Below are 25,497 nucleotides of genomic sequence, written 5' to 3' on the forward strand. Positions count from 1 at the left end.
TCACCTCACCGCTTCGCGTCCTCGCCGGCGCCAGGCGTCCGGCCGGCCAGGCATCCGGCCGCCTGGCCGGCCGGACGCCGATTGCCGGCCGGTTTCGACCGCGGCGCCCCATCTGGGCCATCCGCATGGGAACGGGTAGGGTCCGCGGGCGACGGGCCAGCGACGAGGGGCCGTCCCTGACCCAGGAGGAGGCACGTTGAGCGTCGGCATGCAGGTGGTCGTCGGCGTCCTCATGGTCGTCGGCCTGGTCGGGGTCGTCCTGCCGGTGCTGCCCGGCCTGCTGATCATTCTCGGCGCCGGGCTGTGGTGGACCATCGCGGACGGCGGCGGGGGCCGCTGGGCGGTCTTCGCGGTGATGGTGGTGCTCGCCGCCATCGGCACGGTGGCCAAGTACGTGCTGCCCGCCAAGGCCACCGCCGGCCGCGGCGCGCCGCCGACGACGCTGCTGCTCGGCGTCGCCGGCGCCATCGTCGGCTTCTTCGTGATCCCGGTGCTCGGAGTCCTGATTGGCGGTCTGCTCGGCATCTACCTGGCGGAGGTGGTCCGGCTCAAGGACTGGCGGGCCGCCCTCGGCTCGACCTGGGCCGCCCTCGTCGCGATCGGCATCGGCATGGTCATCGAGCTGGCCGCCGGTGTCCTCGCCTCGCTCTCCTGGCTCATCGCCGCCCTCGTCTTCTAGGCGGATGATCGTGGATCTTGCTCGGCCGTCCATGGATGCGAACGGGCATCCACGGTAGGCAGCGGCGGCTCCCGGGACTCCACCTGAGACGCCGGTCACTCTGAGCATGTGGACGGCCACCCTAGCTAGCGCCGTGACGGCCACCCGGCAGAATGACCCTGCCGGGCTGGTCGTCGCCCGGCCCGGGATTGTGGACGGGCGTTCGGCCACGCTGGCTTCGCCACTGTCGTGCGGCCTTCGGGCGCGGGCTCCGACTCGATCGTCCAATCCAGGCGGACATCGACGTCGGGGTGGAGGACGCGCGTGGGTAGGACAACCAGCCCCTTCGCCGCCTTCAGCGCGCTCGTCGCCCTCGCCGCGGCCGTGCTGGTCGCCGGCTGTGCCGGCGACGCCGCCCAAGGCCGCCCGGCCGCGGCCTCCCCGCCCCGACAGCGAGTCATGATCGTCGGAGACTCGATCACGCACGAGTCCGCCGGCGACTACACCTGGCGCTATCGGCTAGCCGAGCACCTCACCCACACGGCGCCGGGACGGGTGGACTTCGTCGGCGATCGCGACGACATCTGGGACAACGTCGCCGACAAGGGCGGCTCACACGACTACGCCGATCCCGACTTCGACAGCGAACACCACGCCCGATGGGGCGACTCTCTGCGGGAAGAGGTGCCGCGGATCGAGGCCGTCGTCCGGGCGCACCCGGCCGACGTCATGCTCATCGCGATCGGCGCCAACGACCTGACCTACTGGACCCAGCCACCCGACACCGCCGTGCTGATGAGGCAGCTCATCGACAACGCGCGCCGGGTGAATCCGAACATGACCTTCGTCGTCGGTCACGTGCTCACCAGGGCCGACTTCCGCGACAACAGCATGAACCTGCCGGGCGCGCCGCCGTTCAACGCGATCCTCGACGCGCAGGCACCCGGCTGGTCGACGCCTACGTCCAGGGTGGTCGTCGCCCAGACGGACGTCGGCTGGGACCCACTCCGCGACGCCTGGGACGGCTCGCACCCGACTCCGGACGGGGAAGTGATCATCGCGCGCGGCTTCGCCGACGCGCTCGCCGGTCTGGGCATCGGCGCCCCCTACGGCCCGCTGCCCGCCCACATCCCGTGGCCGGGGACCGGCCGCAGACCCACTGTGGTCCGGACCGCCCTCGGCGGCACCCGCGTCACCGTGTCCTGGCCGGCCACCCCGGGCGCGACCCAGTACTTCGTCGAACGCCAGGTCATCTCCTGGCAGGAGCCGGACTTCGTCCGGGCGCCGGCATCGGTCACCGGCTACAGCTGGACCAGCGAGCCGCTGCTCCCCAACGTCACCGTGGCCTACCGCGTCGTCCCCATGAAGGGCCGCATGGCCGGCGCCCCCAGCCCGGCCACGACCTTCACCGTCAGCGCGTTACCATGATCGCCCCGTCCGGCCGTCGGGAATGAGACGCGCGTGCTGGGCGAGCAGCGCCATCAGGGCCGGGCGGCCGGCCGCGTCCACCGCCTTGAGCGGAAGGATCAGAGCCTGGGCATACCGGCCGGGTCCGGTCAGCAGCAGCACGAACCCGTCGGTCTCGATCCGGAACGGGTAGTGCTGCCAGCTCATCGACGCGGTTGCCGTCGCCGTCTGGGTACGTACCCCCTCCGGCCAGAGCTCTACGGTGATGGGACTCGCGAGCCACGGGTTGTCGCGCAGCTGGTTGCCCACGGCCTTGTCGGCCAGCCGCCGGGGCGTGAGCAGCGCGAACAGCATGAGGCACATCGGCACCAGGAGGATCGCCGTGATCACGGCGCCGACCACGGTCGGGCCACCCTCACTGACGTACACGACCAGCAGCGAGCAGACGACCACGACGATCATCACGATCCGCTGCCGGGCGACCAGCCCATGGACCCGGGCCGCCGTCGCGGCGGCGATGTCGTCGGGACTCAGGAAGAACATCAACCGGATGACCCCGGGCGAGACTCCGATTTCGCTCATATCGGACACCGCGTCGAGTATAGGAGCAGCCGCGCACCGCACCCGTGCTGCTCGCCAGCCATCCGACTCGCCCCTGGGGGGAGGGGGAGGAGGAGGTCAGTACCAGATGAGGATCGGCTCCGCGCGGTCGTCGAGCTGGACGGGGTCGGTGGCGGGCAGCCGGCCGGCCTGGCCGGTGGCGATCCGGTGCGCGCTCCAGGCGGCGGCCGCGGCGTCGAGGACGTCGACCGGCGGTACGAGGTTCGCGCCGCCGAGGTCGTCGGGCAGCACGATGCCGGCGGCGCGCAGCAGGGCCCGCCGGCGCGCCGCGCCCGCCCAGGTCGTCTTGGCATGGGCGAGCGGGGCGTGTGCGGGCACGGCCGGGACGCTGCCGCGGGCGACGACCGCGCGCACGTCGCTGCCCAGGATGTCGCCGGGGATGAGGTCGCCGGTCTCCCGACCCGCGGCGACCATCGCCAGCCAGGCCTCGGCCGGATCGGTGCGCGGGCGGACGGCCATCGCGGCGAACGCGACCTCCGGATGCACCTCGTAGAGGCGGCCGGGCATCGACTCGCGCAGCACGTCGGCCTCGAGGACCTTGTGGCGCAGGCCCCAGGTCTGCTGGGTGAGGCCGGCGCCGGTCAGCGCCCGGCAGTGCGCGTTCGCGGCCGCGAAGTCGGCGTGCGCCCACACCGGGCGAGGCGGGACCAGGAAGACGCTCGCCCGGCGCGGGCCGAGTACCGCGCGGGCGGCATGGTCAGCGGCCCGCCAGCCCTGCTGGAGCAGGCCGAGCGGCATGTCGACGCCGATCACCGCGACCGTCGTCGTGTCGACGAGGGTGCGCAGCTCGGCGGCGAAGCGGGCGCCGACGAACGCGCCGTCGGCCAGCTCGATGGCCACCCATCCGCCGGGGCAGGCGTCCACGCCGAGCACCCTGACCGGACCGGCCAGTCCGCCCGCTGACGACGACATGCCGGTCACCCTGCCAGACAACGAGTGCCAGGTACACCGAACCCGTCGGCCGGCCCGGACGGCGGCCGGCCCGGACGGCGGCCGGCCGACGCAGCGAGTGGCGGACGCCGGCGCGTGCCCGGCGAGCGGCCCACGGCGTGGATCCCGCTGCACGCCGATCTGACCTCCTACACTCGGAGTTCGGGCCGTCATCGGCCGGCTCGACGAGAAAGAAACAGAAATCCGGGCTGCGCCGCCGCTCCGCTGGCGCCGGGCCTGGTGTCTCGGGCGCCCCGCTCCCGACCAGGATCCGGGAAATCCTGGTCGGGAGCGGGGGTAACACGGCGGCGCTCAGCCGACCGATTTCTCGACGCTTCCCGCGACGGCACGGTATTGGCATCCGCCCGCGCGGCGAACAGCGCCGGCAATGCGGCGAGCGGCCGGGAATTCGGCCGAGGCCGGGAATGGCCCGCCGCGCCGTCACCGCCGCGTCGCCAGGAAGCCCCGGCTGCGAGGCGACAGCCCGGTGCCAAGGGTGTCAGGCGCCGGTCGGCCGATCGCAGTGGGCCCGACACAGCAACAGAAGCGTGCGCCGCGCGTCTAACCCCTCGACGGCCAGAGGGGCCGTCACCCCCGGGCGCGGCTGTCGCGGGTATGACAGGTCGTGGAAAACCCTGAAAATGATGGTGCTCGGGGCCGTATCACGCCAGCATGGGGACGACCCGTGAGTCTCCGGGTGGGCGGTGTGAGGGGGGACGGCAATGCCGTACGCAGGAGGCTGGCCCGGTGGCCGGTATCAGCTTGTGGGTGTGAGCGGGCCTGGTGCGCCCGTTTCGCCGAGGTCAGTCGCTGTTTTGGGCGTGTTCCCGGCCGCCCCGTCCGTGGCGTCGTAGCGCCATGTCCGAAGGACTGACGATCAGTGTCGGCGGTCAGGCCGTCTCCGTGCCGCCGGACAGGCCCTTCGTCGTGGGCCGCGCGGCGGCCTGCGACCTGGTGGTCGCCAACACCAAGGTGTCACGCCGTCACCTGCTGCTGGAGCCCGCGCCGGACGGCTGGGCCGCCGTCGACATCAGCACGAACGGGACGTGGCTGACCGGACGGCGCATGCACCGGGTGCGCATCCACGAGGAGTGCCGCTTCCAGCTCGGCGCGGAGGACGGCCCGGAGGTCGTGGTGATGCTGGCGGCGGCGCCCACCGCCCCGACCGACCTGCGCGCCGCACCCGCGGCGGGCGGCCGGGCTCCCGCGGCCCAGCCGGCGCGGCCACGCGTCGCCGACGACCCGCCGCTGGCGCCCGCCGCGCCCGCCAGGACCGCGACGACGCCGGCCGCTCCCGCCGCGCGGCCGGGAGCGGCGGCCCCGCGGACACCCGCGCCGCCGCCCGCCCCGCCGAGAGCTCCCCGCCCGCCCCGGCAGGCCGACGCGGGCGACGTCTGGTCCGAGCGGCCGACGCTGTTCCCCCACGGCCAGCAGGTGGGCCCGATCCTCCCGCCGACCGACTGGGACGACGCCGACGACCGGGACGGCCAGGCCCGCACGCACCCGCTGCAGATGGGCCGGATGTCGATCGGCCGGGGACTATCCAACGACATCGTGGTCAACGACCTGCTGGCGTCCCGGGAGCACGCGGAGCTGCTGGTCGGCCGCGGCGGTGCCCAGATCGTCGACCTGGGCTCGGCGAACGGGACGTTCGTCAACGGTCAGCGCGTCGACCGGGCGGTTCTCAAGCCCGGCGACGTGATCGCGATCGGCCACCACATGTTCTACGTGGCCGACCAGTACCTGGCCGAGCACATCGAGACCGGCGACGTGGAGTTCGAGGTCGACGGCGTCTCCGTCGACCGCGACGGGAACCGGCTGCTGCACGACCTGACGTTCAAGCTGCCGGCCCGGTCCCTGCTGGGCGTGATCGGCCCGAGCGGGGCGGGCAAGTCGACGTTGCTGGGCGCGCTGACCGGCTTCCGCCCGGCGAACATCGGCACGGTGCGCTACGCCGGCCGTGACCTCTACACCGAGTACGACGAGCTGCGCCGCCGGATCGGCTACGTGCCGCAGGACGACATCCTGCACACCTCGCTGACCGTCCGGCAGGCCCTCGAGTACGGCGCCAAGCTGCGGTTCCCGGCCGACACGACCAGCGAGGAGCGCCGCAGGCGGATCGACGAGGTGCTGGCCGAGCTCAGCCTCACGAACCGGGGCTCGAGCGGGGCCGGCGGGCCGAACGGGCTCGCCGCCGACCCGGCACAGCTGCGCTTCCTCGACGACGACGACGCGTCCGCGACGAGCGGCGGTGACCTCGCCGACCGGCAGGTCGCCAAGCTGTCCGGGGGACAGCGCAAGCGCACCAGCGTCGCCCTGGAGCTGCTCACCCAGCCGACGCTGCTCTTCCTCGACGAGCCGACGTCCGGCCTCGACCCGGGCCTGGACAAGGAGGTCATGGAGACGCTGCGCCGGCTCGCCGACGGCGGCCGGACGGTCGTCGTCGTCACCCACAGCGTCGCCCAGCTGAACCTGTGCGACTACCTGCTGGTACTGGCCAAGGGCGGCCACGTCGCCTACTTCGGGCCGCCGCAGCACGCGCTGGAGTTCTTCGACGAGGCCGACTGGGCCGACGCCTTCCGCGTCCTGCAGACGAACAAGGGCGCGAAGCAGCTCGCGAACCAGTTCCGGGCCTCGGACCTGTTCATGCGGGGCTCGGCGGTCGTGCCGTTCGCGCGGCCGGCGCCGGCCGCGCTGCCGAGCATCCGCCAACAGTCGGTGCTGTCCCAGCTGGTCACGCTGTCCCGGCGATATATGAAGGTCATCGCCTCCGACAAGTCCTACCTGCGGCTGCTCATCGCCTACCCGATCGTCCTCGGGGCGATCCCGTGGACGATCAAGACAAGCGCCAAGTTCGGACTGCCGCCCGGCGGCAAACCGAACCTGGACGCGCCCCGGGCGCTGCTCGTGCTGATCCTGATGGCCTGCTTCATGGGCATGTCCAACGCGGTCCGCGAGCTCGTCAAGGAACGGGAGATCTACCGCCGAGAACGGTCGATCGGCCTGTCCACCACCGCCTACCTCGGCTCCAAGGTCGTCGTCCTGACGCTGATCACCGGGCTGCAGGGTGCCCTGCTGACGGCCATCGCGCTGGTCACCCGGTTCCCACCGGAGGGCGCGGTGTTCAGGCACGCCGCGTGGGCGGAGATGCTCATCGCCGTCGGCCTCACCGCGGTCGTCTCGACGATGGTGGGCCTGATCGTCTCCGCGGTGGTGGACAACGCGGACAAGACCATGCCGCCGCTGGTCGTGCTGACGATCTCGCAGTTGGTCTTCACCGGGGCGCTGCTGGTGCTGCCCGGCGCGAAGGGCCTGGAGCAGCTGTCCTGGCTGTTCCCCGGCCGGTGGGGCTACGCCGCGGCGGCGTCGACGGCCGACCTCAACAACATCCAGCTGTCCGGCACCGAGGCGAACCCGGCCGTCAAGGTCGACCCGCTGTGGAAACACACCGCGTCGACCTATGTCGGTGACCTGGTGGGTCTGCTGATCATCGGGTTCGTCGCCCTGATCGTGACGGCCCTGCTGCTGCGCCGGCTCGACCCGCGCCGCGCCCGCAACCGCCGCTGAACCAGCCAGGCACGGACCAACACCGCGCGGCGGGCGCCTGGCCAACCCGGGCGCCCGCCCTCGCGCCCGCAGCCCGTCGCCGTCGCCCGTCGCAGGACAGGACAGCGCCCGTACCCGGCCGGGCCGTCAAAGGACCGCGCCGCGCTCCTTCAGGTCCGTGATCTCCTGCCAGGTCAGGCCGAGCTCGAGCAGCACGGTCTCGGTGTGCTCGCCGTGCTCGGGCGCGCGGGTCGGCTGGCCTGGCTGGCCGTCGAACTGCACGGGTGTGGTCACCATCGGCAGTCCGAACCCGGCGCCCATCTCGACGTCCGCGATATAGCCGTTGGCGAGCACCTGCGGGTCGTCGTGGACCTCGCGCGGGGTCTGCACAGGTGTCCACTCCCCCGCGAACTGGGCCAGTGCCGCCTGCCAGGCCGCGAGCGGCCGGGTCGCGAAGAGGGCGTCGAGCTCCTCGACGCAGGCGGCGGCGTTGCGGCGCCGGGCCGCCAGGTCGGCGAACCGCGGGTCGACGGCGAGCTCCGGGTGCCCGAGCGCGGCGCACAGGTCGGGCCAGTGCCGGTCGGGCGAGAGCATCATCAGCGCGACGTAGCGGTCGTCGGCGGTGCGGTAGGTGAGCATCAGTGGGTTCCAGACCGCCTGCCGGTCGATCCGGGTTCCGGTGCGGCCGGCCGCGTCGAGCCGGGCGTTGACGACGTCGGGCTGGACCTGCCAGAGCCCCGCGGCGAGCAGCGACGAGTCGATGACCGACGGCTCCCCCGTCGTCGCCCGCCGGTAGAGGGCGGTGCTCACGGCGCCGGCGAGCGCGAGGCCCGCGACGAGGTCGCCGAAGGCGGGGCGCGGCGACCCCGGCCACTCGTCCGGCGCGGTGTGCAGGTGCTGCATCCCGCTGCGCGCCCAGTAGGCGCCCGTGTCGTAGCCACCGCGGTCCGCGTCCGGCCCGCGGGCGCCGAAGGCGGTGCCGCGCACGTAGATGACCGACGGCGCGTCGGCCCGCACGTCGTCGACGTCGACGCGCAGCCGGCGGCGGGCGCCCGCGCGCAGACTGGTCACGAAGACGTCGGTGTCGGCGAGGAGCCGCCCGAGCAGCGCGCGCCCGTCGGGGTGCCCGAGGTCGACACCGACCGACCGCTTGCCCCGGTTGGCGGACTGGAAGAAGGGGTCCACCCCGCGGTAGACGTTGTGCAGCCCGACGGTGGTCAGCGCCCGGTACGGGTCGCCCGTCACGGGATGCTCCACCTTGACCACCCGGGCGCCCCACTCGGCGAGCACGGCGCTGGCCATCGGCACGAACACGTGCGTCGCGACCTCGAGCACCCGCACCCCGACCAGTGGAGCCACCTCAGGCAAGATCGAGCCCTCTCCGCCAGGCCAACTGCCAAGTAACCGCTCACTAAGTATCACCGAGCCCGCCGACCAGCGCCACGGGTGCGCCGGTCCGAGGTCCACCCGTCCGCCCGGTGCCAGGACCGGGCAGCCGAGCGGACGGGCGGACGGGCAGACGGGCAGACGCCGCCCAGGACGGGTCAGGTGCCGTTGGCCGGCTGGCGGTAGGCGTGGCCGTCGACCGTGGTGGTCAGGGTCCCGGCCGCGTCGAAGATGTTGGTGAGCACGTCGATCGTGAGGTGGAACCCGTCAGGGCTGGACTTCTTGGTGACGGTCTCGCCGCCGCCCGTCTCCGTGAGGTCCGAGAACCAGTCGACCTTGTTGATGGTCAGGCTCGGGTTGGCCAGGGTGACCTTTTCCGTGCCGTTCAGGATGTGGACCCCGTCGTCGGAATAGCCCGTGTAGGTGACGGCGACCGTCTGGATGGCGACCTTGTCCGGTGTCTCGGTGATCTCGACCTCGGCGAAGCCGGCCTTCGCGCCGGGCAGCGTGTAGGTGCCGGCCGGCGGGTGCGGGCGGGTCGGGGTCGGGCTGCCCGGCACGTACTTCACGCCCCAGGGGACGTCGTCCGAGATCGGCGCGACCCTCGGCGCCGGGCTTGCCTGACGGCTGGTGAACCGCGCGATCATCATCCGGGCGGTCCGGCCGCCGGGCTCGGTGGACGTCTCGCAGGGCAGCGGGTTCGCGCCGCCGCAGGCGGGCGCGACCGCCAGCGCCTGCCAGTAGACGACGGCGGTGCCGTCGGGCGACCAGCGCGGGTCGGCCATGCCGTTCCAGTTCGGGTCGTCGACGGCGCCCGGGGAGCCGTCACCCGAGCCGTTGATCCGCTGGCCCTGGTAATCGCCGCGGTCGCCGTACCGGTCGATCAGGATCGGCTGGAAGAACCGGCGCACGCCGTTGTTGCGAGTCGACGAGGTGGCGCTGGTGGTGACCAGGTCGGTGAGCGGCGGGATGTTCCGCATCCCGGCGAGGAACATCTGCCGGTCCGAGCCGCGAGTGTCCATGGCGACGAGCCATTTCCCGTCGGGGGACAGGTCGATCGGGTCGACGTACTCGGGGTTGGCGGTCAGCCGGCGCACCTTCCCGGTGGTCAGGTCGGCGGCGAACACGTCGATGTTCGACGACTCGGCCGGGGACCCGATGTAGGCGACCTCCTTGCCGTCCCTGCTGAAGCCGCGCAGCTCTCCGACGGAGAGGGCATCCAGGTTGACGCGCAGCCGGGTCGGGTCGGCCGGGTCGACCTCGACCGGCTGCCGGTCCGCCGGGTCGAACAGCCGGGTGACGTCGGTGAGGTCGTAGCGGGGCGCGAGCGGGACGCCCGTCCTTGGGGCCGGATCGAAGGCGAGCCGGCCGAGGTAGGCGAACTGGCCCAGCTTGCCGTTCGTGAGCGTGAAGCTGTTGAACCCGAGGTGGACGCCGTCGGGGTGGATGCGCAGCTCCCGCAGGTTTCCGCCCTTGCCCGAGTCGTCGGCGGTGTTCTGCCACCGGATCGGGTAGACGTGCGTCTCGGCCGGGGTGCAGGCCGGGTCCGCGAGCGGATGCGTCCCACAGTCGACGACGTTGGTGCCGACGAGCACACGCCTGCCGTCGTTGAACGGCTGCGGGTAGTCCATCGGCTCGTTGCGGCCCGCCGCGTTCGCGTCCGGGAGGCCGCAGGTCACGCACTTCCACGCGTCGCCGTTCGGGAACGTGGTGCCGTCCGTCTTCACGAGGATCAGCTGATGGCCGGTGTAGACGCTCGCCGGGTCGGGAGCCGCCGGCGCGCCCACGAAGGTGACGACGGCGCTGACGGCCTTGCCGTCCGGCAGGTAGCCGCCGGACTGGAGGCCGACCTGCCTGCCGACGCAGCCGGTGCCCCGAGAGTTGATCTCCTTGGTACAGGCGCCCGGGTCCTCGCTCGGGGCGACGGGCGGCAGCGGCAGTTCACTCACCGAGACCGGCTCCGGCCTAGGCGGCGCGGGCACCCCACCCGCCGCGCCGGCCGATCCGGAGGCCGCGGGCGACCCGGTGGGGCCGTCCGAGCCCGAGCACGCCGCCAGGGCGAGCGCCAGCCCCACGGCCACGCCGGGCAATAATCTCCGGCAATGCCGGCGCGCACCGCCCGCCCCAGCAGCACGCTTTGGTTTCCCACTCGTTCCCATCAGCATTTCCACTCGCATTCTGGCCCGGCTTTCCACTCATTTTTCTCGGCCGTCCGCCGAGGTCACAGCTCAGGAAGAAGAATTTCCGGCCCGACGGTCGCGGCCGACAGAAAAGACACGTCAGAACCCTGCCGAGGGCCTGGAGGGCCGTCAATCGGCTGTTTGCAGTACATGCGTCGCACGGCATACTGCGATCGCAGTAGTCCACGCCCGCGCCATAGCAGGAACCGACAGCCGCCAAGCCGAGGAGGAGCGGGCCCATGAGCACCGCCTGGTCACTCACCCGCCGCCAGCTCACCACCGCGGCCGTGGCCGCGGCGGCCTTCGCGACTGCCGTCGTCGGCAGCAGGATCCAGGGGCCGCACCATTCCGACACGCGGGTGTGGTGGCCGGCGGCCGTCACCCTGGCCGGGGTCGCGAGCGCCGCGCTGCCGCTGCATCGCCATCACCCGCGGGCGGCCGCCGCGCTCGTCGGCGCCTGCACGCTGGCGCTGGCGGTGCTGGGCGCGCTGCTCACGCCGATGCTGCTGACGCCGTTACTGGTCGCGCTGTACTGCCTGGCCAGCCAGTCCGGGTGGCGAACCGCCGCCGGGTTCGGCGCGGTACTGGGCGCCCTGCTCGCCACCGCGGCGGTGGCCGCCGGCCCGGCCGAGCGCCCCTGGCAGCTGGAGACCATCGCGCCGCTGTCCTGGCTGACCGAGCCGGTGATCCTCGGCGGCTGGGCGCGGCTGCGACGCGCGTACCTGCGGGTCGAGCGGACCCGCGCCGAGCAGGCCGAGCGCACCCGCGAGCAGGAGGCCCGCGTCCGCGTGACCGAGGAGCGCGCCCGGATCGCCCGCGAGCTGCACGACGCCGTCACCCATCACCTGGCGCTCGCCAACGCCCAGGCAGGCACCGCCGCACATCTGATGCGCACCCATCCCGACAAGGCCGCGGCGATCCTGACCGAGCTCACTCGCGGCACCTCGGCGGCGCTGCGCGACCTGAAGGCAGCCGTCGGCGTGCTGCGCCGGCCCGAGGATCCGGACGCCCCGCTGGAGCCGGCGCCTGGGCTCGCCCGGCTGGCCGACCTGACCTCCGCCTGCGCCTCCGCCGGGCTCGCCGTCACGGTCAGCACCGAGGGCAGGCCGCGACCGCTGTCCGCCGGCGTGGACCTGACGGCGTTCCGCGTCGTCCAGGAGGCGCTCACCAACGTCAGCAGACACGCCGCCACCCCAGCCGCGCACGTCCGCCTGGCCTACGCGCGCGACCGGCTCACCGTCACCGTCACCGACGCCGGCCCCGCCGTCGCGCGCACCCGCGCGCAGGTCGCCGCGGGCACGGACACCGGCCTGGCCACCCGGGTGGACGCCGGTTTCGGCCTCGTCGGTCTGCGCGAACGCACCCGCTCCGTCGGCGGCCAGCTGCGCGCCGGTCACCGCGCGGGCGGCGGCTTCGAGGTACGCGCCGAGCTTCCACTGCCGCCCGACGACGCCCTGTCCGCCGGCGACCCCGCGAGATCCCCCGCCGACCCGGTGTGGCCTGGCCACGGAACGGGGTGGGCACGATGACGGTCCGGGTGCTGCTCGCCGACGACCAGGCGCTGCTGACGGCGACCTTCCGGCTGCTGATCGACGCCCAGGACGACCTGGAGGTGGTCGCCGAGGCGGCCGACGGGGCGGAGGCGGTCGCGCTCGCCCGCGCCCACCGGCCCGACGTCGCCGTCCTGGACATCCGGATGCCGGGCACCGACGGCCTGGCCGCCACCGCCGCGATCCACGACGACCCGGCGCTCGCCCACACCCGCGTGCTGATCCTGACCACCTTCGAGACCGACGAGTACGTCGCCCTGGCGCTGCGCGCCGGCGCCAGCGGGTTCGTAGGCAAGGACATCAGCGCGGACGGGCTGCTGGCCGCGATCCGGACGGTGGCGACCGGCGAGGCGCTCCTGTCGCCCACCGCGACCCGGGCGCTGATCGCCCGTTTCCTCGCCGCCCCCGATCCGGAGGCGCACGCGGACGGCGCCGCCGCGACCGACCGGCTCGCCGGTCTTACCAGCAGGGAACGGGAGGTGCTGACCCTCGTCGCGCGCGGGCATCCGAACGGCGAGATCGCCGGGCTGCTCTCCATCAGCCCGTTCACCGTGCGCACCCACGTCCAGCGGGCCATGGCAAAGTTGGACGCCCGTGACCGAGCCCAGCTCGTCGTCATCGCCTACGAGTCCGGCCTCGTTCGGCCAGAAAAGTCAGAAATCCGATAAGGCTACCCAACGCCGCGACTCCACCCTATTCCGGCGATAAGTTCTGGCCCGTCGGCCGCCAAGGCAGGAATTTCGGACAAAAACGGGCTTGGCGGTCGCCGAAATGTTGTCCGGGCAACAATGCTCCTCGGCCACGAAAGCGAGCCTGCCGGTGGCAAAGGCACAGAGCACAAGGTCGACGACGCCCGGGTCTGGCCCCGAGGGGCGTGGCCGGCGGCGTTGGCTCGCGAGGGCGCGACCGCGGCCGGCCTTCGCCCTGGTCCTGGCGGCGGCGTTGGTCACCATCGGCATCGCCGGCTGTTCCGGCTCGAGCGAGTCGCCGGCACCCCCTTCGTCGACGGGCACCGCCGCGTCTGGCGCCGAGGGCTCGGCGGGCGGGCCGGCGCGGCCGCGCATGTTGGCGGCCGTCACCACCGACGGCGCCCTGGTGCTGCTCGACCCGGAGACCGGCAAGCCGGCTCGCACGCTGCGCCCGAACGGCGTCGCCGGCGACGCGCTCGCGCTCACCGCCGACGGCAAGACGGTGTACTACGAGGTCGGTACCGGCTGCGAGCACGAGATCTGGCGGATGGGCACGGACGGCGGCACCCCGGCGAAGATCACTTCGATGGGCAGCAGGCCGGCGCTGAGCCCGGACGGCACCCGGCTCGCGTACGCCTCGCAGTACTTCCTCTCCGACGGCTTCGACTGCGTCCCCGACGGCAACTCGGCCACGCATTTCCAGGTCGTGGTCGTCGACCTGGCGACGGACAAGACCCAGCACTATCCGATGCCGCCCGAGCTGGTCTCGTCGGGACTGCCCGCTCCGGTCGGTCACCTGTCCTGGTCCCCGGACGGCACGCGCCTGGTCGTGTCGATCACCTCGGTCCAGGACAACGAGGGCTGGCGGCTGTCCGTCATGAATCCGTCCACCGACAAGAGCTATTTCCGCGAGGACGGATCGACCGACGTCCCGCTGCCCGGCGTCGACTCGAACGACTACTTCTACAGCGAGGGAATCTTCCTGCCGAACGGGCACCTGTTCGCGGTGCGGCAGTGCTGCGACGGGTATCCCCCGCACACGACGTCGGTGGACATGCTGGAGATCGACCCGGCGAGCGGCGCGCACATCCGCCAGGTCGCGATCGGCCTGACCGACCGCACGCACACCAGCCTGTCCGCTAGCGCCGACGGGCACTGGCTGCTCTACCTGTCCGGAACCGACCTCCAGATCTCCCAGGACGGAGCCCGACCGACGACCCTCGCCTCCGGCTTCCAGGCCGCCGCCTGGTAGCCACTCATCGGCCGGCCGTCAGGGGACGGCCAGCCGTCAGCCGCGACGGGTGCGGCCGCCGGCGACGTGGCTGACGAACTCGTCGAGGCGGCCCCACAGCGTCGCGCGGGTGGCGGCGAAGTTGTGCATGTGGGCCATGCGGCGCACGACGAGGACCGAGAGGTCGGTGGCGGCCCTGAAGCCGGCGATCTCCTCGGCGGGCGGGCGGCAGACGTCGCGCTCGCCGCTCGCCAGCAGGATGGGGACGTCGATCAGCGCGGTCTGCTCCGCCAGGGCCCCCGGTGCCATCAGCGCCATGCTGAAACCCGGGTAGGAGGCCGTGCCCCATGGCGGGGGCGTGTGGCGGGCGGGTACCCCGGCGGCGACGTCGGCCGCGACGAGGGCCGCGCGCGCGGCGTGCTCGCCGCCATCCGGCGTCTCGGACCCGGCGGGCGCCGACGGCTGCTCCCAGTGGAAGATCCAGGCCCAGTCGGCGCCAGCCATCCGGGCAAGCGTGGCCTGCTCGGCGGTCGCGCCGTCCGGGACCCGCACGGTGAGGCCCGGCCGCAGCGGCAGAGTCGTGCCCGCCATGCTGCTGCCGAGCATCGCCACGCCGTCGAAGGTGCGGTGGTAGGCCTGCATGCCGGCGAGCGCGTGGCCGCCCAGCGACTGGCCGGCGCCGACGACGGCCACTGGCTGGAACGGCGCGACGCCCTCGGCCAGGGAGCCGGCCCGCATGCGGTCGAGGATCGTCACGACCGCGGCGTGGTTCGCCGCTGCGACCGTCGCCAGGGTCGTCACCTCGGCCGGCAGGATGGTGCTTTCGCCGACGCCGAGATGGTCGATCGCCACGACGACCGTCCCACGCGAGGCGTGGTGCTCGGCCTGGCTGAATCCCGGAGCCGGCAGGTCGAAGTAACGCCGGTTGTACCCGCCGCCCGGCATCAGGACGAGCACGGGCGGGCCGGCCGCCAGCGCCTCGCCCGCCGGCAGGTGGACGCTCGCCGCGATCCGCCAGTCCTCGCCGCCGTCCGCCGACGCGACGGCCACCTTCAGGTCCATGCGCCGCGCGGGCGTCATCCCGTTCCTCCTCTGCTTCCGCTGCTTCTCGGACGTTCCTTCCGCCGCGGGAACATGTGCTCAGGCGTCGGCGGGAGCCGCGGCGGCGGCCCGCACGGCCGCGGCGAAGTCCGCGATCAGGTCGTCACCGGCCTGGTAGCCGGGGAAGTAGGCGCAGATACGGTCGCAGTCGCCATAGCGGGCGACGATCTCGGCCGCCACCTGGTCGGGAGTGCCGTACACCCCGAGCGTGCGCAGCATGTCGTCGTCGATCAGCTTCGTCATCGCCGCCCATTCACCGCGCTTGGACAGGGCGTTGAGTTCGGGTTGCAGGTCACCCCAGCCCTCGACGTCGAGAACGGGCCGGTAGGCGGGGGTCGAGCCGTAGAACGCGAGCAGGAACGTCGCCGCCCGCGCCGCGGCCAGCTCCTGGTCGGTCCGGCCGACGGCGACGATGACCTCGGCCGTCACCTCGAGGTCGCCGCGGGCGCGGCCAGCCGCCACGAGGCCGGCCTCGATGGCGGGCATCGTGCGGGTGCGCATGTGCCGGTCGCTGTTGAACGGCATGACGAGAATGCCGTCGGCGACCTCTGCGGCCATCTGGTTCATCCGCGGCCCGAGCGCGCCGACGAGCACCTTCGGCACGCCGTACGGGTTCGGGCCCGGGTTGAACGCCGGCGTCATCAGCGTGTGGGTGGTGTACTCACCGCGGAAGTCCAGCCGGGTGCCGTGCTGCCAGCTGTCCAGGATCGCCTTGGTCGCTAGCACCCACTCGCGCATCTGGCCGACGGGCCGCCCCCAGCGGGCACCGAACCGCTTCTCGACGTGCGCCCGCACCTGCGAGCCGAGGCCGAGGCGGAACCGGCCCTTTGAGAGAAGCTGCAAATCGTAGGCGGCGTGCGCGAGGTGCATCGGGCTGCGCGGGAACGCGATCGCGACGTTCGTCATCAGGTCGAGCGAGCACACCGGCGCCGCCGCGACCAGTGGGAAGAACAGGTCGTGGGAGTTCTCGAAGGTGAAGACCCCGTCGACGCCGGCCTTCTCCAGCGCCCTGGCCCGCTCGGCGGCCTCCACGACCGAGTTCGCCAGCATCACGTCGATCTTTAACGGCATACGCGACAAGCTCCTCCGCCAACCCCACCGCCGGCCCTGGCAGTGGTCGTCACGGTGGCACCAGCTCCGCCGTGGCCGCAACAGGTAGCGGCACTCCCTGCCCGGCCGGCCTCGCGAAGCCCGCCGGCTCGAATCCGACCAGGTCGAAGCCGGTCCTGGTCGAAGCCGGTCCTCGTCGAAGCCGGTCCTCGTCGAGACCGGCCGGGATTCGGCGCGGCTATTGCGCCGCTGGCCGCGCGACCGGCAGGTTGCGGGCGCCGGCGAGCAGCAGGGCGGCGCGTTCACGCAGCACGTCACACAGGTCGGCGGGGTCGGCCAGCGCCCAGTCCCGGATCGCGTCCATGACGAGCGAGGTCAGCATCAGTGCCAACGACCGCGCCGCGGGATGTCCGGGAAGCCCACCGGTCTCCTGGGCGTGGGCGAACACGGCCGCGAACGCCCGCTCGAAGCCGAACCGCGCCCCGTCCTCCGGCTGGTGACAGACGTCGCCCACGTTCTGCGCGGCGAGCATCCGACGCACCGCCACCCGCGGCACCTTCTCGACCCGCCGGCCGATGCCCGCCATCAGCTCGGCCAGGACCTCGTCGACGGCGTGGTTCCCGGCGAGCTCGCGCCGCGCGTCCTCATAGGCGACCCGAGCGGTCAGCCAGCCGGTTTCCAGGAGGATGTCTTCCTTGCGCGCGAAATGAAAATAGAAGGTGGCCTTCGAGATACCGGCGCGGGCCGCGATCTCCTCGGCGGTCGTCTCGTCGATGCCGGTCTCGTACCCGCGCTGCGCCCACAGGTCGAGCGCGGCCTTGACGATGGCGCGCCGGGTGTCGCGTGACCGTTCCTGGACCAGCAACGACCGCTTCGGTCCCGGACGTTGTGCGGGCACGCCTTTATCACCTCCGAAAGGCCGAGCGTAGCCCAACCGACACCGCGCGAACATCCGTCCGCGACCGCGGAGCCCAGGTCCGGGCGGGGCGGTGAGGCCCGGGCGCAGGGGTGTCGGGGAGGGGTACCGCGCGGGAGGCGAGTCCGGACGAGGGCGCCCACGATGGCTCGCATTTCCCGACGTGGACGTCAATACTCCGATAGCACGCACCATGGACCGGATCCGGCCCGCCCAGCTGCCCCACCTCGCGACGACGGGAGAAACGGATGACGACTGTAGGAATCGCGACCGGAGCGGGCCGCGGCATGGGCCTGGCCTGCGCGCGGCGGCTCGCCGACTCGGTGGACGCGCTGGTGCTCGTCGACCGCGACGAGACCACCGTGACGGCGGCGGCGGCCGACCTCGCGGCGCAGGGCCGCCGGGCCGCCGTCGAGCCGTTCGTCGTCGACGTCACCGACGCCGAGGGCCTCGGCCGGCTCGCGGCTCGCGTCGGCGAGCTCGGCACGCTGCGGTCGGTCGCGCACGTGGCCGGCATCTCGCCGACGATGGCCGACTGGCGCCGGATCTTCACCGTCGACCTCGTCGGTACCGCCCTGCTGACCGAGGCACTGCGGCCGCTGTTCACGGCGGGCAGCGCCATGGTGTGCTTCGCGTCGCTGGCCGCGCACCTCGCCGGCCCCGGCCCGCACCCGACGATCGACCCGGTGCTGGACGAGCCGCTCGACCCGCGCTTCCTCGACCGGGTCCACGAGGCCCTCGGCTCGTCGGTCGAGGACACCGGCGTCGCCTACACCTTCGCCAAGCGCGGCGTGCACCGGTTCGTCCAGCGGGAGGCGGTGCGGCTCGGCCCGCTGGGGACGCGCATCGTCTCCCTCTCCCCCGGCCTCATCGACACCCCGCAGGGCCGCCAGGAGGCGGCCGAGCACACCGCGATGGCCACCATGGTGAAGGCGACCCCGCTCGGCGCCCGGGAGGGGAACGCGGACGAGATCGCCGCCGTCGTCGCCTTCCTGCTCTCGGACGAGGCCAGCTTCGTCACCGGTATCGACGTCCTCGTCGACGGCGGGGTCCTCGCCGCCCTGCGCAGCCCCGGAGCCCCCACGCTCGGCTAGCCATGGGCCGCCACCGGCGGGGGCTCGCGCGGCGGTCCTGACCACGCAGCGCAGGCCAGGGAACGCGGCGCGACGCGGGACGGTCGCGGTGGGCTCTGTTTCGGACGCGTTAAGCACTGTCAGCTAGCTGTCAGGTTTCGAGCCGGTCCGTCCGGGTCGCCCTAAGATCATGAATGTGACCCTCGCCACGGCACTGCCGCCGACGTCGGGCAGCGCCACCGACCGGGCGTCCGGCCCGGCGCGGGCGGCGGCCTGGCTGCGGGCGCGGGCCGGGACGACCCCCGGCCTGCTGCGCATCCTGTCGGTGGCACTGGGCGTGTCCATCGCCCTGTTGTGGGCGGCCGCCCTGGCCGCGGTCCTCGTCCGCGACGACGCGGTCCACGCGGTGAGCGCCGACGCCGCCCCGGCCTTCGCCGCCGCTCAGCGCCTGCACGCCGACCTGTCGGAGGCGGACGCCACGATCGTCAGCGCCTTCCTCGCGGGCCCGGTCGAGCCACCCGAGCAGCGCAAGGCCTACGACGACAGCATCGCGGCGGCCGAGGGCGAGTTGCGCACGCTCGCCAGGGCTGGCGACGGTTCGCCCGCGGCGCGCGGCGCGCTGGACACCCTGCACCAGAAGATCCCGGCCTACACGGAGCTGGTCGGCCAGGCCCGTGCCAACAACCGGCAGGAATACGTCGTCGGTGGCGCCTACCTGCGGCAGGCGTCCCTGCTCATGCAGGGGACGATCCTGCCCGCCGCGGACAGTCTCGCCGTAAGCAGTGCCGAGCAGGTCGACGACGGGTACCGGCGGGCGACGTCCTCGGTCCATGTCGCGCTGGTCTCGGCGGCGGGCGTCATTAGCCTGGTCGCGCTGGCCGGCGTGCAGCTCTGGCTCTTCCGGCGAACCCACCGGCTGCTGAACGTCCCGCTGCTCGTCGCGACCGGGCTCGTCATGGTGGTCTTCGCCGTCACGCTGAGCGCCTTCTCGGCCGAGCGAGCCCGGCTGCTCGACGGCCGCGACGACGGCTTCGTCCCGATGTCCGAGATCGCCCAGGCCAGGGTGCTCGGGCTGCGGGCCTGGGGCGACGAGGGACTGTCGCTGATCGCGCGCGGCGACGGCGCGGCCCTCGACGCGGACGCGGACGCCGCCATCGCGCGGCTCGGCTACACCCCGGACGGCCGGCCGACGGGCTCGGGAATCCTCCCGACGATCACGGCCTACCTTCACGGCGAAGGCTTCCGCGAGGGCGACCTCGACGCGCTGTGGCGGGACTACCAGTCCACCAGCATCGAGGTACGCAGGCAGGTGACGAGCGCGGGCGGCTTCGACAAGGCGCTGGAGCTCGCGCAGGGCGACGGCGCGGAGGCCTTCGGGCGGTTCGACCAGGCGGCGGACCAGGCGCTGACCGCGAGCCAGCAGCGCTTCGGCGAGCGGCTCTCGGCCGCGGGCGACCGGCTCGGCGGCCTCGCGGCCGTCGTCATCGTGCTCTCGGCGCTGGCGATCGCGCTGGCGCTGGCCGGGATCCAGGCACGGATCAACGAGTACCGGTGAGGGGGCTACCGATGACGCGCGGCCATCAGCTCCCACCCGCCCGTCGCGCGTGGCCCGCCGGCAGGCGCACGAGCCTCGGCTTCGCCCTGGCCTCGGCGCTGGTCGCGATGCTGGTCGCGGCCTGCGGCACGGTCGCGAGCCCGCTGCCCGACGCCGGCCGGCCGCTGCCGCTGGCCACCGCGCCCGGCGACGACCCGGCCTCGGCCGGGCCCACCCCGGACTGCGGCAACCCCGAGGTCAGCCTGCGCCCACCCGCGGTCCTGCCCGGGCCGGGCACGATCCCCGCCGGCGGCCACCTGGCGAAGATCGTCCAGAACGGCTACCTCACCGCGGGAGTGCTGTCCGGCGCGCCTCCGTTCGGCTCGATCAACCCGAAGACCGGGAAGTTCGAGGGATTCGACGTCGACATCGCCAGGGAGATCGCGAAGGCGATCTTCGGCCCCAACGGAGACGACCCCGCGCACCTGAGGTTCCGGGCCATCACCACCGCGGAGCGCATCCCGGTGATCCGTGACCACGAGGTGGACATCGTCGTCGCCACGATGACGACGAACTGCGCGCGGCGCACCCTGGTCGACTTCTCCGTGCCCTACTACCGGGCGGTCGCGAGGGTGCTCGTCCTGCGGGACTCGGACTACCAGGGGATCGACGACCTGGGCGGCAAGCGGGTGTGCGCGCCGGCGAACACCACCTCGTTGCAGCACATCGCGGACGCCCCGTCGCACCCGATCCCGGTCGGGCTGCCGAACGACTCCGACTGCCTGCTCGCGCTGCAGAACGGCGACGTGGCGGGCATCCTCACCGACGACACGATCCTCATCGGGATGGCCCAGCAGGATCCGCAGACGCGGCTGACCGGCGACGTCGTCCTCGACGGCAAGGTGGTCGAGGAGCCGGACGCGGTCGCGGTCAGCCTGGACCATCCCGACCTGACACGGTTCGTCAACGGCGTGCTCGCGCGCATCGCCGCGAACGGCCGCTGGAACCAGATCGCCGACACCTGGCTCGGCTCGCTCGATCCTCCGCTGCTCCCGGCCCCGACGCAGCCGACGCCGCTCTACCGGGACTGAGGGCGTGATGGCGGCCGGGTCGCTGTCCGCGCTGGACAGGACGCTCGACCAGCTGCGCGCCGGCGCGGCCGGGCTCGCCGTCGCGCTCCTCGAGCTCGACACCGACGCCAACCGGGCCCTGCTCGACCCGGCGGCGCGGACCGGCGCCGCGGCCGTGCGCGCTGGGGCGGTGCGTGCCCGGCTCGACTGGCTGTGGGAACGTCACCGGCTGCTGTCCGACGTCATCCGCCGGGCCGAGACACTGCGGGGCGACCGGCCCTGGCTCAGCCCGCGCCGGCTCGCGGACCTGGAGGCCCTCCTGCACCGCGCGTCCCAGCCGACCCCGCCGCCCCCACCGCCCCTGCCGGCCGTGGCCGCCGCCCCGCCGCCGGCTGGTGCCGCCGCCGGCATCGCCGTCTACCCCGAGGACCTGCTGGACGGGACGAACGAGGTCGTCGAGGCAGTCCGGGTGGACGTGAACGCGATCGTCGCGGCCTGGGCGTCGAGCGTCGGGCAGCTGTCGAGCGCCGAACGGCGGCTGGCCGAGCTCGCCGTCACCGCCACCCGGCTGGGCCTGGCCGATCTGCCGGAGCTCACCGCCGCGCGCGCCGCGGTACGCGCGTACGGGTCGGCCATCGGCGCCGACCCGCTGTCGGCCCAGGCGACCGAGCTCGCCGCCGTCACCGCGGCGGTGGACGAGGCCGGCGCGGTCCTCACCGCGCTCGCGCGGGCCCGCGGCTCGCTCCCCGCGGACCTGCGCGCCGCCGAGACGCTGCTGGCCGAGATCCTCACCGTCGCGGCGGAGGGGGAACGCCAGGCGCGCAGGACGGTGGAACGGATCTCGGGGGCGCGGGCGGGACTGGCACGGCTGGACGACGGCTGGCTGGCCGACCCGCGCCACGGCCTGCGCCCCTGGCTGGACCGGCTCGTCGACGCGGCGGCCCGCGGCGACTGGCCGGACGCGGCCCGCGGGCTGCTGGCCTGGCGCGGCTCCGCCGAGACGACCCTGACGAGGGCCCGCGAGGTCGCCGAGAGGAATGCCGCGCCGCTGCGCCGGCGCGACGAGCTGCGGGGGCTGCTCGGGGCGCTGCACGCGAAGGCCGCCGCCGACGGCAGCGCCGAGGACCCGGATCTCACGGCGCTCCACCGGCGGGCCCATGATTCGCTTTACATCGCTCCCAGCGACCTGGACGTCGCCGGCGAGCTCGTCCACCGGTTCGCGGTTCGGGTCACCGCCGGCCCGAACGGCTCCGCCGGGAAGCGGGGCCGGGTGTCATCCGCCGCGCCGTCGGCCCGCTCCGGCGGACGGACAGAGGGCACCGCGGACGAGGGCGGCGTGACCAGCGGCGGCGCGCGGCACGGCGTCGCCAGGGACCACGGCGTCGCCAGGGACACGGAGGAGGCGGGATGACAGCCAGCGGCATTCCCTGTCCGCAGGGAGACTGCCCGGACGGCACGATCGACGCCGACGGCTACTGCGACACGTGCGGTACCGCCTACCAGCCGCCCGCCACGGCCGGCCCGGCGTCAGTAGCGCCAGGCCAGCCCAGCGCCCAGGGCCCCAACGGCTGCCCGGACCCCACCTGCGAGGGGCGCATCGTCGACGGCTACTGCGACGTCTGCGGGCTCGCCGCGGGCCCGGCCGGTGGCGGGAGCGCGCAGGCGGGCGCGGGCTCCGCCGTCCCCGCGAGCACCACCCCCGGCGCCGGCGCCAGCGCCAGTGAGAGCGGCACCGGAAGCTCCAGCGGGTCCGGGGCCAGCCGGTCCGGCCGCTCCCGCCGCTCGACGCGCACGACCGGGCCGCGCAGCCGGCTCGGCGCCGGCCTCGTCCAGGTGCCGGAGCTGCCCGCGCCCGACCCGACCTCGATGCTGCTCGACGACCCGCAGGTTCCGGAGGACCACCGATACTGCCCGAACCCCGACTGCAAGCAGCCGGTCGGCCGCGCCAGCGCCAAGCGGCCGGCCAGGGCCAAGGGGTTCTGCGGCAAGTGCCGGACGCCGTTCTCGTTCGTGCCGGCGCTCACCAAGGGCGACCGGGTGGGCCAGTACCAGATCGAGGGCGCGATCGCGCACGGCGGCCAGGGCTGGATCTACCTCGCCCGCGACACCGGCGTGCACGAGACCTTCTGGGTCGTGCTCAAGGGCATCCTCGGCACGGGCGACGCCGACGCCTACGCCGCGGCCGTCGCCGAGCGCCGGTTCCTCGCCTCGGTCAACCATCCCGCGATCGTCAAGATCTACACGTTCGTGGAGCACGCGGGCAGCGGCTACATCGTCATGGAGTACGTCGGCGGGACGTCGCTGCGCGCGCTGCTCAAGGCGCGGCGCGACGAGGCCGACGGCACGCCGAACCCCCTGCCAGCCGCCGAGGCGATCTCCTACGTCCTCGCGATGCTGCCCGCGTTCGCCTACCTGCACCGGGGCGGCCTGGTGTTCTGCGACCTGAAGCCCGACAACGTCATGCTCGCCGGGGACTCGGTGAAGCTCATCGACCTCGGCGCCGTCCGCCGGCTCGACGACGACGGTGGAGTGATCTACGGCACGCCCGGCTACCAGGGGCCGGAGGTGGCCAGGCAGGGGCCGTCGGTCGCCTCCGACCTGTACACGGTCGGGCGCACGCTCGCGGCGCTGATCCTGAACTTCCGCGGCAACACCTCCACCTACCGGTACCGCCTCCCGCCCGCCTCGGAGCACCCGCCGCTGAACGAGTGCGACTCGCTCTACCGGTTCCTGCGCAAGGCGACCGCGCCCGTGCCCGACGACCGGTTCACCAGCGCGGACGAGATGCACGACGAGCTGCTGGGTGTGCTGCGCGAGATCGTCGCCAGGAAGGACGGCAGGCCGCTGCCGGCGCCAAGCCGGCTGTTCGCCGGCGACAGCCACCTCACCGGCGAGGAACTGGACGGCACCAGGGCCGGGCCGCCGTGGGCGGTGCTGCCGGCGCTGCGGGTCGACCCCGCCGACCAGGCGGCGAGCACCCTGGCGGCCCTGCCGGACAGCGACCCCGCCACGCTCGCCCAGCTGCTCGCCGCGATCAGCCCCCAGACAGTCGAAGTACGGCTGCGTCGGGCCCGTGTCCTGATGGAGGCGGGCGAGGCGGCCGAGGCCGGCCGCGTGCTCGACGAGGTCGCGGACGAGGACCCCTGGGAGTGGCGGGTCGAGTACTACCGCGGGCTGCTCGCGCTCACGGGAGGCGAGGCGGCGACGGCCAGGGGCGCCTTCGACCGGGTCTACTCCGAGGCACCGGGGGAGCTCGCGCCCAAGCTCGCGCTCGCGCTCGCCGCCGAGGTCGACGGCGCCCTGGCGGCCGCCGAGGCGATGTACGACATCGTGTCGCGCACCGACGACGGGTACACCAGCGCGGCGTTCGGGCTCGCCAGGGTCCGCGCCGCCCGGGACGACCGGACGGGGGCGGTGGAGGCCTACCAGCGGGTTCCGCCGTCCTCCGCGGCATACCTGGACGCGCAGATCCGGCTGGCGAGGGTGCTCGGCACGGTGAAGCCCAGCCGGGACGACATCGCCGCGGCGGCACGGGTGTTCGACCGCCTCAGCGGCGGCCAGGGGCTCAGGCTCGACGAGGTACGGCGCGCGGCGCTCGCCCGCGACCTGCTCGACGCCGCGCTCAAGCTGGTCATCGCGGACGCGGGGATGGGCGCCGACGACGTCCGGGTCGCCGGAGCCCGACTGCGGGAGCCCGACCTGCGGTTCGCCCTGGAGCGGGTCTACCGCGAGATGGCCAAGCAGGCGCCGACCGCCGCCATCCGGTACGAGCTGGTCGACCTGGCGAACAGCTTCCGTCCCAGGACGCTGGTCTGATGGCGGGCACGAGGACCACGGCGGCGCGGCTCTGCCCGGTCTGCTCGGCGGAGGCGGCCGACGCGGACGTCTACTGCGAGGAGTGCGGAGCCGACCTGCCCGCGACCGATCTACCTCCGACCGACCTGCCCGCGACCGACCTGCCGGCTGCCGACCTGCCGGCTGCCGACCCCTCCGGGGTCTCCGACGAGCCGCGGGGCGCCGCCAGCCGACCCGCGCCGCCTGCCCAGGACGCGGCGCCCGGGACCGGTGCGGCGGGCGATGCCAACGGGACACCGCGCGCCCCGGCGCCGCCGGAGCCGACCGTCTCGCTGGGCTCCACCGCCTCCCTCGGGTCGACGGTGTCACTGGAGACCCCAACACCCGCCGCCAGTCCCCGGTTCGCCAGTCCGGGCAGGTCGTGCCCGGCGTGCTCCTCGGCCGCGGTCGGCGACGACGGTTACTGCCTCGACTGCGGCCTGTGGCTGGGCTCGGCCCACCCCGGCGACCACGTCGAGGTGGACCTCGGACGGCTCGCCGGTGTCAGCGACCGCGGACTCGTCCACCGGCACAACGAGGACGCGATGGGCCTGCGCCTCGTCGCCTGGCCGGATCCCGCGACGGCGGACGGAACCGGGACGGCCGCCATCGCCGTCGTCTGCGACGGCGTCTCCACCGTGCCCGGCTCGGGACCGGCCGCCGCGCTGGCGGCTCAGGCGGCGACGACCACGCTCGCGGACTGGCTCGCCGCGGCGCGGCC

The 25,497-nt window shown here is 73.7% G+C and carries 18 protein-coding genes and 1 pseudogene; 12 read left to right on the forward strand and 7 right to left on the reverse strand.

The genetic code is table 11. From position 1 onward, the window contains the following. The first annotated feature begins 208 nt into the window (after positions 1 to 208). Both FRCN3DRAFT_RS0228265 and FRCN3DRAFT_RS46770 read left to right on the forward strand, forming a co-directional pair. Complete coding sequence (locus tag FRCN3DRAFT_RS0228265; protein WP_007519583.1) at positions 209 to 679, forward strand: DUF456 domain-containing protein; 471 nt, start codon at positions 209 to 211, stop codon at positions 677 to 679. Between the two features lie 303 nt (positions 680 to 982). After that, positions 983 to 2,086, forward strand: coding sequence for a GDSL-type esterase/lipase family protein (locus FRCN3DRAFT_RS46770; protein WP_007519585.1), 1,104 nt, complete (start codon positions 983 to 985; stop codon positions 2,084 to 2,086). Here the strand turns inward: FRCN3DRAFT_RS46770 and FRCN3DRAFT_RS0228275 are convergent. Next, entirely contained in the window at positions 2,078 to 2,647 is a 570-nt protein-coding gene (locus FRCN3DRAFT_RS0228275; RefSeq protein ID WP_007519587.1) for a YcxB family protein, read from the reverse strand. The two genes, FRCN3DRAFT_RS46770 and FRCN3DRAFT_RS0228275, sit on opposite strands and share 9 nt — an antisense overlap. A 96-nt stretch (positions 2,648 to 2,743) precedes the next feature. Beyond that, positions 2,744 to 3,598, reverse strand: coding sequence for a DUF429 domain-containing protein (locus FRCN3DRAFT_RS0228280; RefSeq protein WP_035925327.1), 855 nt, complete (start codon positions 3,596 to 3,598; stop codon positions 2,744 to 2,746). A gap of 876 nt (positions 3,599 to 4,474) precedes the next feature. Between FRCN3DRAFT_RS0228280 and FRCN3DRAFT_RS0228285 the strand changes: the two genes are divergently transcribed. Then, on the forward strand, positions 4,475 to 7,183 hold the full coding sequence (locus FRCN3DRAFT_RS0228285; RefSeq protein WP_051466394.1) for an FHA domain-containing protein: 2,709 nt from the start codon (positions 4,475 to 4,477) through the stop codon (positions 7,181 to 7,183). Between the two features lie 126 nt (positions 7,184 to 7,309). Here FRCN3DRAFT_RS0228285 and FRCN3DRAFT_RS0228290 read toward each other — a convergent pair whose 3' ends face one another. Together FRCN3DRAFT_RS0228290 and FRCN3DRAFT_RS0228295 are read right to left on the reverse strand one after the other, a co-directional pair. Further along, a complete protein-coding gene (locus tag FRCN3DRAFT_RS0228290) occupies positions 7,310 to 8,530 on the reverse strand; it encodes a CaiB/BaiF CoA transferase family protein (RefSeq protein ID WP_007518929.1) in 1,221 nt (406 codons plus the stop codon). 176 nt (positions 8,531 to 8,706) lie between these two features. Then, positions 8,707 to 10,629: a TolB family protein gene (locus FRCN3DRAFT_RS0228295; protein WP_232794179.1), complete on the reverse strand. Its 1,923-nt coding sequence runs from the start codon at positions 10,627 to 10,629 to the stop codon at positions 8,707 to 8,709. Positions 10,630 to 10,967: 338 nt separating this feature from the next. Here FRCN3DRAFT_RS0228295 and FRCN3DRAFT_RS0228300 point away from each other — a divergent pair, with 338 nt between their 5' ends. The 3 genes from FRCN3DRAFT_RS0228300 (at position 10,968) to FRCN3DRAFT_RS0228310 (ending at position 14,219) form a co-directional block, all read left to right on the forward strand. Further along, entirely contained in the window at positions 10,968 to 12,257 is a 1,290-nt protein-coding gene (locus FRCN3DRAFT_RS0228300; RefSeq protein WP_007518927.1) for a sensor histidine kinase, read from the forward strand. Continuing rightward, entirely contained in the window at positions 12,254 to 12,946 is a 693-nt protein-coding gene (locus FRCN3DRAFT_RS0228305; protein ID WP_007518926.1) for a response regulator, read from the forward strand. Before FRCN3DRAFT_RS0228300 ends, FRCN3DRAFT_RS0228305 begins: the two co-directional genes overlap by 4 nt. A 151-nt stretch (positions 12,947 to 13,097) precedes the next feature. Continuing rightward, entirely contained in the window at positions 13,098 to 14,219 is a 1,122-nt protein-coding gene (locus FRCN3DRAFT_RS0228310) for a TolB family protein (RefSeq protein WP_051466395.1), read from the forward strand. 36 nt (positions 14,220 to 14,255) lie between these two features. Here the strand turns inward: FRCN3DRAFT_RS0228310 and FRCN3DRAFT_RS0228315 are convergent, their stop codons facing one another. From FRCN3DRAFT_RS0228315 to FRCN3DRAFT_RS0228325, 3 genes are all read right to left on the reverse strand, one after another. Beyond that, a complete protein-coding gene (locus FRCN3DRAFT_RS0228315; protein WP_007518924.1) occupies positions 14,256 to 15,278 on the reverse strand; it encodes an alpha/beta fold hydrolase in 1,023 nt (340 codons plus the stop codon). 60 nt (positions 15,279 to 15,338) lie between these two features. Further along, the gene (locus FRCN3DRAFT_RS0228320; protein WP_007518923.1) at positions 15,339 to 16,370 is read right to left on the reverse strand and encodes a TIGR03617 family F420-dependent LLM class oxidoreductase; all 1,032 of its coding nucleotides are present in this window, start codon (positions 16,368 to 16,370) and stop codon (positions 15,339 to 15,341) included. 217 nt (positions 16,371 to 16,587) lie between these two features. After that, positions 16,588 to 17,247, reverse strand: a complete 660-nt coding sequence (locus FRCN3DRAFT_RS0228325; RefSeq protein WP_007518922.1) for a TetR/AcrR family transcriptional regulator — start codon at positions 17,245 to 17,247, stop codon at positions 16,588 to 16,590. 266 nt (positions 17,248 to 17,513) lie between these two features. Here FRCN3DRAFT_RS0228325 and FRCN3DRAFT_RS0228330 point away from each other — a divergent pair, with 266 nt between their 5' ends. From FRCN3DRAFT_RS0228330 to FRCN3DRAFT_RS55435, 6 genes and pseudogenes are all read left to right on the forward strand, one after another. Next, positions 17,514 to 18,359 carry an SDR family oxidoreductase gene (locus FRCN3DRAFT_RS0228330; RefSeq protein ID WP_007518921.1) on the forward strand — a complete coding sequence of 282 codons (846 nt, stop codon included), beginning with the start codon at positions 17,514 to 17,516 and terminating at the stop codon, positions 18,357 to 18,359. Between the two features lie 175 nt (positions 18,360 to 18,534). After that, a complete protein-coding gene (locus FRCN3DRAFT_RS0228335) occupies positions 18,535 to 19,893 on the forward strand; it encodes a hypothetical protein (RefSeq protein WP_083401624.1) in 1,359 nt (452 codons plus the stop codon). A gap of 11 nt (positions 19,894 to 19,904) precedes the next feature. Further along, positions 19,905 to 20,963: a glutamate ABC transporter substrate-binding protein gene (locus FRCN3DRAFT_RS0228340; protein WP_007518919.1), complete on the forward strand. Its 1,059-nt coding sequence runs from the start codon at positions 19,905 to 19,907 to the stop codon at positions 20,961 to 20,963. A 7-nt stretch (positions 20,964 to 20,970) separates the two neighbouring features. Then, the gene (locus tag FRCN3DRAFT_RS46775) at positions 20,971 to 22,353 is read left to right on the forward strand and encodes a hypothetical protein (RefSeq protein WP_007518918.1); all 1,383 of its coding nucleotides are present in this window, start codon (positions 20,971 to 20,973) and stop codon (positions 22,351 to 22,353) included. A 185-nt stretch (positions 22,354 to 22,538) separates the two neighbouring features. After that, positions 22,539 to 24,758, forward strand: coding sequence for a serine/threonine-protein kinase (locus tag FRCN3DRAFT_RS0228350; protein ID WP_063630301.1), 2,220 nt, complete (start codon positions 22,539 to 22,541; stop codon positions 24,756 to 24,758). Continuing rightward, a pseudogene (locus tag FRCN3DRAFT_RS55435) lies at positions 24,758 to 25,497 on the forward strand (hypothetical protein); the annotation flags it as partial. The gene FRCN3DRAFT_RS0228350 and the pseudogene FRCN3DRAFT_RS55435, both read left to right, overlap by 1 nt.

Source organism: Pseudofrankia saprophytica (assembly GCF_000235425.2).
GTDB lineage: Bacteria > Actinomycetota > Actinomycetes > Frankiales > Frankiaceae > Pseudofrankia > Pseudofrankia saprophytica.

Excerpts from the sequence above, each read along its gene's own strand:
- FRCN3DRAFT_RS0228330 (WP_007518921.1), top strand. The coding sequence starts at position 17,514 with ATGACGACTGTAGGAATCGCGACCGGAGCGGGCCGCGGCATGGGCCTG.
- FRCN3DRAFT_RS0228275 (WP_007519587.1), bottom strand. The coding sequence starts at position 2,647 with ATGAGCGAAATCGGAGTCTCGCCCGGGGTCATCCGGTTGATGTTCTTC.
- FRCN3DRAFT_RS0228320 (WP_007518923.1), bottom strand. The coding sequence starts at position 16,370 with ATGCCGTTAAAGATCGACGTGATGCTGGCGAACTCGGTCGTGGAGGCC.
- FRCN3DRAFT_RS0228305 (WP_007518926.1), top strand. The coding sequence starts at position 12,254 with ATGACGGTCCGGGTGCTGCTCGCCGACGACCAGGCGCTGCTGACGGCG.
- FRCN3DRAFT_RS0228280 (WP_035925327.1), bottom strand. The coding sequence starts at position 3,598 with ATGTCGTCGTCAGCGGGCGGACTGGCCGGTCCGGTCAGGGTGCTCGGC.
- FRCN3DRAFT_RS0228285 (WP_051466394.1), top strand. The coding sequence starts at position 4,475 with ATGTCCGAAGGACTGACGATCAGTGTCGGCGGTCAGGCCGTCTCCGTG.
- FRCN3DRAFT_RS0228265 (WP_007519583.1), top strand. The coding sequence starts at position 209 with ATGCAGGTGGTCGTCGGCGTCCTCATGGTCGTCGGCCTGGTCGGGGTC.
- FRCN3DRAFT_RS0228300 (WP_007518927.1), top strand. The coding sequence starts at position 10,968 with ATGAGCACCGCCTGGTCACTCACCCGCCGCCAGCTCACCACCGCGGCC.
- FRCN3DRAFT_RS0228315 (WP_007518924.1), bottom strand. The coding sequence starts at position 15,278 with ATGACGCCCGCGCGGCGCATGGACCTGAAGGTGGCCGTCGCGTCGGCG.
- FRCN3DRAFT_RS46775 (WP_007518918.1), top strand. The coding sequence starts at position 20,971 with ATGGCGGCCGGGTCGCTGTCCGCGCTGGACAGGACGCTCGACCAGCTG.
- FRCN3DRAFT_RS0228340 (WP_007518919.1), top strand. The coding sequence starts at position 19,905 with ATGACGCGCGGCCATCAGCTCCCACCCGCCCGTCGCGCGTGGCCCGCC.